Origin of the sequence: Anabaena sp. AL09 (assembly GCF_001672255.1) — a bacterium.
Taxonomy (GTDB): Bacteria; Cyanobacteriota; Cyanobacteriia; order Cyanobacteriales; family Nostocaceae; genus Dolichospermum; species Dolichospermum lemmermannii.
In genome coordinates, this window is record NZ_LJOQ01000106.1 from 130,371 (window position 1) to 140,379 (window position 10,009).

Consider the following 10,009-nt stretch of genomic DNA (forward strand, 5'->3'; position numbering starts at 1 on the left):
AAGGAAACCCAACATTATAAATAATTTTGTTGGGTTGCGCTGTCGCTTAACCCAACCTACTTTTTCTTAATATTAATTGCTAACTATAGCAACTAAAATTCTGACTAATTCAGTTAATTCTTCAGGAACTCGATATAATTTTATATCTTCAATTATTTCTTTTTCCTGACGTTTATAGATAGCAAATCGCCAATCTTCACCAGTAGTTACTGCTCCATAAAGTATTGGTTTTTCTGAATTTATCCATTGGTCAAGAGCAATTAATTCAACAGCTAATTGTGTAAATCCTCTACTTAAATCTGCTTGTTTAGCTTCAATAACTAATAAACTCTCACTTTTATTAATGTAATAATCTAAACTACCTTTTAATTGGTCGCTAACGCTAATAGGATATTCAATATTTAATTGAGTTTCTGTAATTTCACAAACTTCTAAAAGAATCGGTGCTATAATTGCTTGTTTACGGGCATCTTCACTTAATAATTTGACCCGTTGGAGGTTACGTTCAATTACTCGGTGCAATTCTTTAATATAGCGAGGTGTTGATTCTGTCGTTGGTAATTTTAGCCGTTCACGTTGATAAACACAACCAAGTTCCGCCAAAATATCTTCAGGAGAAAATGGTAACTCAAAGTATTTACTAAAAGTATAACTTTGACCAGGCTGAATAATTCGGGAGCGACTCATAATATCATCTCCGTTCAAAGAACGTGACAGTGTGGGTGCGGAATTTGGGTTAAAAAAGAATCTAACTTGATTTTTAACTTTTAAAGAGATTGCAAATATTCTAACAATAGTAACCGCAAGTAATCTAACATCCTAATATAATTTTTTATTTGTTCATACTTGCCATTATTGCTAAAGTAAAAATTCCCAATTGGGGAAACACTAAAAACTCGCATTGTTTGTAATTGAGAAATTACCTGCTCTTTATTAACTATTTGACCTGTAGCTGCAATTTGACTAGCATAACCTCTTAAATTTACTGTTAAAAGTTCAATTTCTTCTAATAGTGAAAACTCTTCATTCTCTGGAGGAAACTGAGTCACAATTTCCTTCCTTTCGCTACGTGTATTTTGATAGGTATTAGTCAATTGTGACAATAATTGACTAATGTTTCTTTTTATCACTTGTTGTTGATCTAAAACAGCTTCACTCATTATATTCTAATTATCTTCTACCTATCAATCTCGAAGCTATAACTGAAGCTACTCTTTCTATTGCTATACCTGCTGTTACTGTAACTCCAAAACCGGGGGAATTACCAAAATAGTAATAGCCCATAGTAACTGCTATTCCTATTATCAAGATAGATACTAAGCCTAGCTGAAAATCTTTTACTAAGGATGCTCTATTGGTCTGAGAAAGTAAGTTAAAAAATTTCGCCCTGCTTGAACTTGGTTTGTATGCAGGAGAAGCTGGTGATTCATTATTAAAAAATACTATAGTACAAAATTTCTCTTTATATCTTAGTGTAATAACATCTTTTGAAAAATTTTGTACTGGTATTAATAGTTCACCTTCTCCCCAGCCTGGATCAACTTTTGTAGATATATTGGATAGTCCACGAGAAACTTGTGATACTTTTGATAATATTAAAGCTGAAATTGAAGCATCCTTTGGCATCTTCAACTTTTCGTATGTACTAATTAAAGCTATATCTCCAGGCTTGATTTCAATTGACTTTCCTTCATCTAAAGTATCGAGGTTTGGCTTGCCAATTAATCTTTTGTAAAATCCACCTACCCTTAAATCATAGCCCATAGGTGTAATACAATCATCTGAACCATCCTCAATTAATAGTGGTTTTTCATGCCACTGGTTTTCGTCATAACATAAAATTCTTCTCAAATCGGTATTTGTAAGCACTGACATTTGTTAATCTCCCTATTCTCTAGCTCAAAATTAAACTCTAAATTTTACATTAAATTTAAACCTTAGCTAGAGTTACAACACCTAATTGGTCTTGATATTTACCCTGACGTGCTTCATAATTTACAGCACAAGGCGCTCCTTCCAAAAACATCAACTGCACTATTCCTTCATTGGCATAAATACGACAGTCAGCACTGGACGCATTAGATAATTCTAAAGTCAAATAACCGCGCCAAGCTGCTTCAGCAGGAGTTACATTTGCAATTATACCACAACGCGCATAAGTGCTTTTTCCTATGCAAATTACTGTAATGTTATCCGGTATTTCTAGCCTTTCAAGCGCAACCCCAAGACCATAGGAGTGTGCTGGAAGGATGAAGTAGCTACCATTAGGATCTTGATGAAGTTTTGTTGCTTCCAAGTTTTCAGGATTAAAATGCTTAGGATCTACCACAGTTCCAGGAATATGTCTAAAAATACGGAAATCCTCTGCTGATAGTCGGATATCGTAGCCAAAGCTACTAAGTCCAAATGAAATTACGGGTAGTTCTTCAGAATGACGAATTAAACTCGACTCAAAAGGCGAAATCATGCCTTTTTGAGCCATTTCGGTAATCCAGATGTCGTTTTTAATCACAAGTTCACAAATAATTTAAACCAACTTACTAGGATATCTTAATACTTAAGGTTGATGACTGCGACGAATTTCTGTAATTTGGTCTGCCACATCTAAAAGAGACGTTGGCATCTGAGAACCTGTGAGAATAATATCAACATGAGGAGGACGGTGAGCAAGAAACTCTAAAACCTCAGATTCAGGAATTAAACCGAAATTAACCGCTAAACTCAACTCATCTAATACCAGTAAAGAATACTTACCTTCATTAACTACCTTTTGGGTATGTTGCCAAAGTTCTTGTAAAGCTTGATTTTCCGATTCATCTAAATCTGAATTATCAATACAACGAGGCAAATCACAGCGAATCCAGTCTAAATGTTTTCCCATTTGGGTAGGTCGTTCATGTCCTTGACGAATACCACCTTTAAGGAACTGGACTATTAATACTGGTGTACCTTGTCCAGCAATTCTCAGCGCTTGTGCCATGACGCTCGTAAAAAAGCTCCGCTGGGAACTAGTAAAAACTTGCAATAGTCCTTCTACGGAATATGGTAAGCTGAGAGTCGAATTTAGACCTGGGGTTTCTAGTTGGGCAACCATAAGGCAAAGTTTAAAAACTCACTATAAATTTAACGACTTACAATTAAATGCAAATCTTCGCTGATAGCAAAACATATAGTTATCATACAGCAGTATTCATAACTAAAACCGCCTTGATATTTAGTTTTAACTTTTTCACTGATTTAGAGATATTTTTTCTCCAAATGATTTAAGATTGCTATAACAAAATATCCTGCAAAAATAGTGAATTTTATATATGAGGGTTAAGTTGTGGTGAGATTAGTAATTTTAGGGGGTTCAGGGGCAGGAAAAAGCACTCAAGCCCAAAAGCTTGGTAAGTTTTTTGATGTTCCCTTGGTTTCTACCGGTGAAACTTTACGAGAAGCCATATCTGGAAATAGTCAAAATAGTGCCTATGGTGAATTAAATGATTTAGTTATGGAAGCTAAACCTTATTTGGAAGATGGAGAGTTAGTTCCAGATGAAATGATGATTGAATTTATTAAAGTCCGTCTCAAGCAACTCCTAAATAATGGTTGGATTTTAGAAGGTTATCCAAGAACTGCTTTTCAATGTGAAGAATTAGATTTTTTGTTAGAAGACTTAGGGCAAAATCTCGATTGGGCAATTTATCTACAAGTTTCCGCAGTAGTCATGGTTAATCGTTCGTTAGGGCGTTCACTCCCTGACGATCAACCGGAAATTGTCCAACGTCGGATAGAGTTATTTTATGATTCCTACGGAGCGCTTCGCTATCGCACTATTCCAATTTTAGAATACTATGATCGGCGGCGGCGGTTATTAACTATTAATGGTGATCAGTCTCCAGAACAAGTACAGCAAAATATTTTAACTTTATTAGGTTAATTGGTAATAAATAGTTTTATTGCTATTACTCAGTTATTCTATAAGGCAGTAAGCAAAAATTTTGAGGCAACTTCGATGACTTGGCAACGTCCTGACGGGAGAACCCCCTGTGAACTCCGTCCCCATAGTTTTTATCCTAATTTCACCCGCTTTGCACCTGGTTCTGTTTTAGCTAAATGTGGTGATACTCAAGTTCTGTGTACCGTCAGCGTTGCGGAAGGAGTACCTAGATTTTTAACTGGTAGTGGTAAGGGTTGGTTGACGGCTGAATATAGAATGTTGCCTTCTGCTACCCAGAAACGCCAGGAACGGGAATTAATGAAATTATCGGGCAGAACACAGGAAATTCAGCGTTTAATTGGGCGGAGTTTAAGGGCTGCCTTGGATTTTGAGGCTTTAGGAGAACGGACGCTAACTGTGGATGCAGATGTATTACAAGCGGACGCAGGAACGAGGACAATGGCAATTACAGGGGGGTTTGTGGCTTTGGCTCATGCTATTTCTCAATTATTGCAGCAGGGAGTTTTAGAGCGATCGCCTTTGTATGGACAAATAGCAGCAATTTCTGTAGGCTTGTTGGAGGGTGAACCATTTTTGGATCTTAACTACGTTGAAGATGTAGCCGCAGATGTGGATTTTAACGTAGTCATGAATCATAAAATGGGAATTATTGAAGTTCAGGGAACAGCCGAAGCAGGTAGTTTTAGCCGTGAACAATTAAATCAAATGCTAGATTTTTCTGAACAAGGTATCCAGCAATTATTAACTGCTCAAAGAAATGCAATTAGTGATTGGAATACTTTATTTATCAAAGGTTAAGTTGTCATAATTCCCAAGTACCAAAATTCAATTAGTGGCCGTAAACTGCTTGCAACCAAAAAGAAATTTAGAACAATCTTGGATAATTCGCTGTTTGTCATCATTTCTGTTGTTCGGTCAAATTCTATTGCATTTCCTGCGCGGAAAAACCTACTATCGCAAAATATTAGAACATATGGTAACGGCAGGCCCGGCTTCTATTTCTCCAGTCTTGCTAGTTAACGGTTTTGCGGGGATGATTTTCACTATTCAAACCGCTAGGGAATTAGTGAGATTTGGGGCTGTAGATAGTGTTGGAGGTGCATTTGCTTTAGCATTTTGTCGAGAACTAGCGCCGATTCTTACTGCTAGTATTATCGCTGGACAAGTTGGTTCAGCTTTTGCTGCGGAATTAGGGGCAATGCGGGTGACGGAGCAGATTGACGCTTTATATATGCTCAGAACAGATCCGATTGATTATCTAGTTTTACCTAGAGTCATTGCTTGCTGTTTGATGATGCCTGTAATGATGATTTTTGCTGTAGTTACAGGTATGATTGGAGGAGCTTTTGCGGCTGCACAATTTTATCAAGTTGTTCCCGAAACATTTTTAGAATCGGTGAGAGCGTTTTTATTACCATCAGATATTTTTATTATTTTACTTAAAGGGTTAATTTTTGGGGCTATAGTTTCTGTTAATGGCTGTAATTGGGGACTGACAACTCAAGGAGGTGCAAAGGAAGTGGGAGAGTCAGCCACAACAGCAGTTGTCACTACTTGGGTGGCAATTTTTATTATGGATTTTGTACTAGCATTGCTACTATTTGAAAAACCTATATTGTAATTTTAGGTTTATTTAGAATAATACTGCTTGACGCATGGTAACATATAAGTTACTATAAAGCTGTCTCTATTATGAAAGTTGAAGAATATCTTAAAGAAGATGGTTCCAGTCCTTATCAAGAATGGTTTGATAAATTGGATGCTCAAGCTGCTGCGAAGGTGACTGTGGCTAAGTTTCGTTTGGAGTTAGGTAATACATCAAATGTTAAATGGTTTGAGGGAATTGGTGAATATAAAATTGATTGGGGTCCAGGATATCGGATTTATCTGGCTCAGGATGGTAAGCAATTTATAGTATTATTTGGTGGGGGAACAAAGAAAAATCAGCAATCTGATATTAGTCGTGCTAAAGAATTGTACCAAGAGTACAAAAAGCGAAAAAAAGAACTTACGATAAATCAAGAGACTGACAACAAGAATAAAGAGAAAAGGTAGTTATTATGGCACTTACTAGAGATTTCAAAGAAACTATTAACGCACGAGTGGAAAAAGATTCTCAGTTCACAATAGCTCTACTTGATGAAGCTATTTTTCTCTTCCTGAATGGTGAACCAGAAACAGCAAGATTGATTTTGAGAGATATTGTTAATGCAACGGTAGGTTTTGAACAATTGGCAATTGAAACTTCTAAACCTAGCAAGAGTTTACACCGGATGTTATCGGCAAAAGGTAATCCGACAATGGATAATTTGACTGCTATTTTGAATGTTTTGCGGAAAAAGCTGAATATTGATATCAATGTTCAAACGACAGTTATTTCTTCTTAAAGATTTTATTTATTGTTTTTGTCTAGTAACTTTTGAGAAAATATGAATAAGAAAACACAAAAACAAACAGAACTCCAAAAGATAGCCAGCAATGGTTTTAATCTTCAAAAAAGAAGCGATACAGATATTGATTTAGCATTTATTTCTCTGAAAATTGCTTTAAAGGCTTACTTTTCTACTTATCATTGTTACAAGAGTTCGATGAATCTTTTTATAATTAATGGAGATTGGTCAGATGATATAATCTATCCGGGTTACCTTGAAAAACCAATGTTAGCAAAGTATTGTGAAGCATACACAGAGTGTATAATTCACTTTCATCATTTTGCTGAATTAGTGTGCAAGAATTTTTTAAGACATGATAATCCTTTCTTTGTTGATTTTCCCATTAATGACAAAAAAAGTACAGTCTTAAAATACAAGATCATTAAAAATGAATTATCTCTAGAAGATGAGAATAATGTAAAAACAACGCGGTGATGATCAGCGATTAGTACAACTGACTACTGACAACCAACCACAAATAATGATAAAGAAGGTGGAGGACGATAATTGATGGTTTAACTTGAGGATATTAAAAATTTCCAGAGTTAAAGCGGAAAATTGTCAAAAGTTCGCTATGGTATTGCCAAGAAACAAGCTATGTAATGATAATGCCATGAACAAAACTGTTGAAGTCCACTCCAGTGTATCGGCACTCGTCCAACGGGCGCTAGAATTGATTCTGTCGAAAGTAGAAACTGCTATTAGTGAACGGGGACAATTTACAATCGCTTTATCAGGTGGCAGCACACCAAAACCGTTGTATGAAGCCATCGCTAATCAAAAGTTGCCTTGGGATAAAATTCATGTATTCTGGGGAGATGAGCGTTATGTTCTGGCAGATCACCCTGATAGCAATGAACTGATGGCGCGGCGGGCATGGTTAAATCAGGTTGCTATTCCCCAGACGAATATTCATGCTATCCCCACCTTGTCGGCTAATCCAGAGGTGGATGCAGCTAAGTATAACCAGCATCTCCAAACATTTTTTAATTCTATATCGGGAGAGTTCCCGGCATTAGATGTAGTTTTACTGGGAATGGGTGATGATGCCCATACTGCATCTTTGTTTCCCCACACGAAAGCTCTCAAGGTGTGCGATCGCCTAATCACTGTTGGTAATAAAGATGATAATCTCCGCATCACCTTTACTTACCCATTTATTAACGCGGCTCGCAGTGTGATTTTTTTGGCTGCTGGTGCTAACAAAAGACCGGCTTTAGCCCAAATTTTCGCACCGGTGGCAGATGATTTCGTCTATCCATCTCGGCTAATTAAACCCCAGGGAGAACTTTACTGGTTGCTAGACGCAGCCGCTGGTTTGGAACTTCAACACTAACTATGATTCTTGAGATTTGGATGATTTAGATAATTAAGAATAATCACCAATGATCAACTTGTTCTCACTCTAAGTAATTGTTAGCATTAAACGCTAAAGTTACTTATGTGCTTGTCAGTAATATTTTTACAACGACCTTCACTAAGGCTTAAATCCATGATCGTCTGCCCTAATTGCAATCATCCCAACCCAGACGGCGCTGTTCAATGTGAAGCTTGTTATACGCCGTTACCAGCTACAGCTAGTTGTCCTAATTGTGGAGCAACTGTACAGTCAGATGCCGCCTTCTGTGGTCAGTGCGGTTACAATCTCCATTTTGGTGTTACTCCCGCAGTTACCCCAACTATTGCGATTAAGCCTGTACAACCAGCCCCAGTGGTCGCTCCTGACCTGATGATGCAACTGTTACAGCCCGATGCTTTAGAAATTGCGCCCGCCGCCAATCCTCCTGTTAGCGCTATTCCCGCCCCTGCACCGGTGGCTGTAGTTCAGGAACAAGCTGTTTATGTTCCTTCTGTAACACCAGAACCAGAAGTTTATATTCCCCCTGTACTGACACCCGCACCTGTAGTTCAGGAACAAGCTGTTTATATTCCTTCTGTCCCTGCACCGGTAGCACCTGAACCAGAAATTTATATTCCACCTGTGCTGACAGCCCCACCTGCGCCTGTAGCACCAGAACCGGAAGCTTATATTCCTCCTGCTTATGTACCTCAGATCGATCCCCTCACAGTTCCTGAAGTAGCCCCAGCCGCACCACAAGTAAAGGTGGCAAATACCCAATTGCAACAGGTAGTAGCACGGTTATTCCATGTTCAAGCTAACCAAGAAATAGAATTACCACAAAATCTCTCGGTTGTGCATATTGGTAAGCCGAATGATCGTATTCCTCCCGATATAGATGTTTCTGGGTTCCCAAATTCGGAAATTGTTTCGCGGATTCACTCAGACATTCGGATTGAGGGAGATGCTTGTTATCTAGAAGATGCAGGTAGTTCCAATGGTACTTATGTCAATAACTTACCTCTGTTACCTGGAAACAGACATCGCCTCCGTCCAGGCGATCGCATCAGCTTGGGTAAAGGAGATTTAGTCACTTTCTTGTTTCAACTCTCTTAGGAATAGGGAATAGGGAATAAATATTTCCCCCTGCTCCTATCACCATAGCTGATTAACTCTTGTTGCTAGTTATCCCATAAACTAGATAACTAGCAACTTGGGTAATAACATGATTAATGATATAGAGTATATCAGGCAAGCTGAAGCTAATCGCGTAGAAATTCTCAGCGAAGCACTACCTTACATTCAACAATTCGCTGGTCGTACCGTTGTGGTTAAATACGGTGGCGCAGCCATGAAGGATAGTAACCTCAAAGATAAAGTTATTCGTGATGTGGTCTTTTTATCTTGCGTTGGCTTGCGGCCTATTCTAGTGCATGGTGGTGGTCCAGAAATTAATAGTTGGTTAGGCAAGTTAGGAATTGAAGCGCAATTTAAAAATGGTTTGCGTGTTACTGATGCAGCAACCATGGATGTAGTAGAAATGGTGTTAGTGGGGCGGGTAAATAAAGAAATTGTCGCTTTGATTAACCAAGCTGGAGGAATGGCTGTAGGGCTTTGTGGTAAGGATGGTAACTTAATTACGGCTCGTCCTCAAGGTGATGAAGGGATTGGGTTTGTGGGGGAAGTTAGTAATGTCAATATCAAAATTTTAGAAACACTTGCTAGTAATGGCTATATTCCCGTTGTTTCCAGCGTGGCTGCTGATGAAACTGGACAGGCTTATAATATTAACGCGGATACGGTAGCGGGGGAAATAGCCGCAGCTTTGGGCGCAGAAAAGTTAATTTTGCTGACTGATACCAGAGGAATTTTAAGAGATTATAAAGACCCTTCTACTTTAATTCCGAAAGTGGATATTCGGGAAGCGCGGCAATTAATTACTGATGGTATAGTCAGTGGAGGGATGATTCCTAAAGTGAATTGTTGTGTGCGATCGCTTGCTCAAGGAGTCAAGGCTTCACATATAATTGATGGGCGGATTCCTCATGCTTTACTGTTAGAAGTATTTACAGATGTGGGAATTGGGACAATGATTCTCGGTTCTCATCAGTCGAAACAATAATCGAGATTGGGGACAAGTTACAGCAAAATTAATTCGGAAGGGTTTAGCAATGCTAAACCCCTACAGGATTCATTGGTAAAATTTCATGGCTCTACCGCTCCCTTTATGATATTTTCGGTAAAATATCCCTGAAACCCCTACACCGATTGGATTTGAGGTTTTAATATTTTCAA

Annotated in this window: 14 protein-coding genes; 9 read left to right on the forward strand and 5 right to left on the reverse strand. The window is 38.2% G+C overall.

Features of this window, described 5'->3' with window-relative positions:
• Window positions 1-72: 72 nt before the first annotated feature.
• The 5 genes from AN490_RS22350 to AN490_RS22370 all read right to left on the reverse strand — a co-directional run bounded on the left by AN490_RS22350 (window position 73) and on the right by AN490_RS22370 (window position 3,094).
• On the reverse strand, window positions 73-687 hold the full coding sequence (locus AN490_RS22350) for a hypothetical protein (protein ID WP_300007161.1): 615 nt from the start codon (window positions 685-687) through the stop codon (window positions 73-75).
• 80 nt (window positions 688-767) lie between these two features.
• Window positions 768-1,160 (reverse strand): hypothetical protein, encoded by a 393-nt coding sequence (locus AN490_RS22355; protein ID WP_300007163.1) that lies wholly within the window; start codon window positions 1,158-1,160, stop codon window positions 768-770.
• A gap of 10 nt (window positions 1,161-1,170) precedes the next feature.
• Window positions 1,171-1,875, reverse strand: coding sequence for a hypothetical protein (locus tag AN490_RS22360; protein ID WP_300007165.1), 705 nt, complete (start codon window positions 1,873-1,875; stop codon window positions 1,171-1,173).
• Window positions 1,876-1,930: 55 nt separating this feature from the next.
• On the reverse strand, window positions 1,931-2,482 hold the full coding sequence (gene dcd, locus AN490_RS22365) for a dCTP deaminase (RefSeq protein WP_300007284.1): 552 nt from the start codon (window positions 2,480-2,482) through the stop codon (window positions 1,931-1,933).
• A gap of 75 nt (window positions 2,483-2,557) precedes the next feature.
• Window positions 2,558-3,094, reverse strand: a complete 537-nt coding sequence (locus AN490_RS22370; RefSeq protein WP_300007167.1) for a P-loop NTPase family protein — start codon at window positions 3,092-3,094, stop codon at window positions 2,558-2,560.
• A 234-nt stretch (window positions 3,095-3,328) separates the two neighbouring features.
• Between AN490_RS22370 and AN490_RS22375 the strand changes: the two genes are divergently transcribed.
• The 9 genes from AN490_RS22375 (at window position 3,329) to argB (ending at window position 9,836) form a co-directional block, all read left to right on the forward strand.
• The gene (locus AN490_RS22375) at window positions 3,329-3,922 is read left to right on the forward strand and encodes a nucleoside monophosphate kinase (protein WP_300007286.1); all 594 of its coding nucleotides are present in this window, start codon (window positions 3,329-3,331) and stop codon (window positions 3,920-3,922) included.
• Window positions 3,923-3,997: 75 nt separating this feature from the next.
• Window positions 3,998-4,741, forward strand: a complete 744-nt coding sequence (gene rph, locus AN490_RS22380; RefSeq protein ID WP_300007169.1) for a ribonuclease PH — start codon at window positions 3,998-4,000, stop codon at window positions 4,739-4,741.
• A 49-nt stretch (window positions 4,742-4,790) separates the two neighbouring features.
• Window positions 4,791-5,564, forward strand: a complete 774-nt coding sequence (locus AN490_RS22385) for an MlaE family lipid ABC transporter permease subunit (protein ID WP_300007171.1) — start codon at window positions 4,791-4,793, stop codon at window positions 5,562-5,564.
• Between the two features lie 71 nt (window positions 5,565-5,635).
• Entirely contained in the window at window positions 5,636-5,998 is a 363-nt protein-coding gene (locus AN490_RS22390) for a type II toxin-antitoxin system RelE/ParE family toxin (RefSeq protein WP_148762380.1), read from the forward strand.
• Between the two features lie 5 nt (window positions 5,999-6,003).
• Complete coding sequence (locus AN490_RS22395; RefSeq protein WP_168652882.1) at window positions 6,004-6,330, forward strand: transcriptional regulator; 327 nt, start codon at window positions 6,004-6,006, stop codon at window positions 6,328-6,330.
• Window positions 6,331-6,372: 42 nt separating this feature from the next.
• Window positions 6,373-6,810: a hypothetical protein gene (locus AN490_RS22400; protein ID WP_300007174.1), complete on the forward strand. Its 438-nt coding sequence runs from the start codon at window positions 6,373-6,375 to the stop codon at window positions 6,808-6,810.
• 178 nt (window positions 6,811-6,988) lie between these two features.
• The gene (gene pgl / locus AN490_RS22405; RefSeq protein WP_300007176.1) at window positions 6,989-7,711 is read left to right on the forward strand and encodes a 6-phosphogluconolactonase; all 723 of its coding nucleotides are present in this window, start codon (window positions 6,989-6,991) and stop codon (window positions 7,709-7,711) included.
• 156 nt (window positions 7,712-7,867) lie between these two features.
• A complete protein-coding gene (locus AN490_RS22410) occupies window positions 7,868-8,830 on the forward strand; it encodes an FHA domain-containing protein (RefSeq protein ID WP_300007178.1) in 963 nt (320 codons plus the stop codon).
• Between the two features lie 109 nt (window positions 8,831-8,939).
• Window positions 8,940-9,836 (forward strand): acetylglutamate kinase, encoded by an 897-nt coding sequence (gene argB, locus AN490_RS22415; RefSeq protein WP_015083597.1) that lies wholly within the window; start codon window positions 8,940-8,942, stop codon window positions 9,834-9,836.
• The last annotated feature ends 173 nt before the right edge of the window (window positions 9,837-10,009 follow it).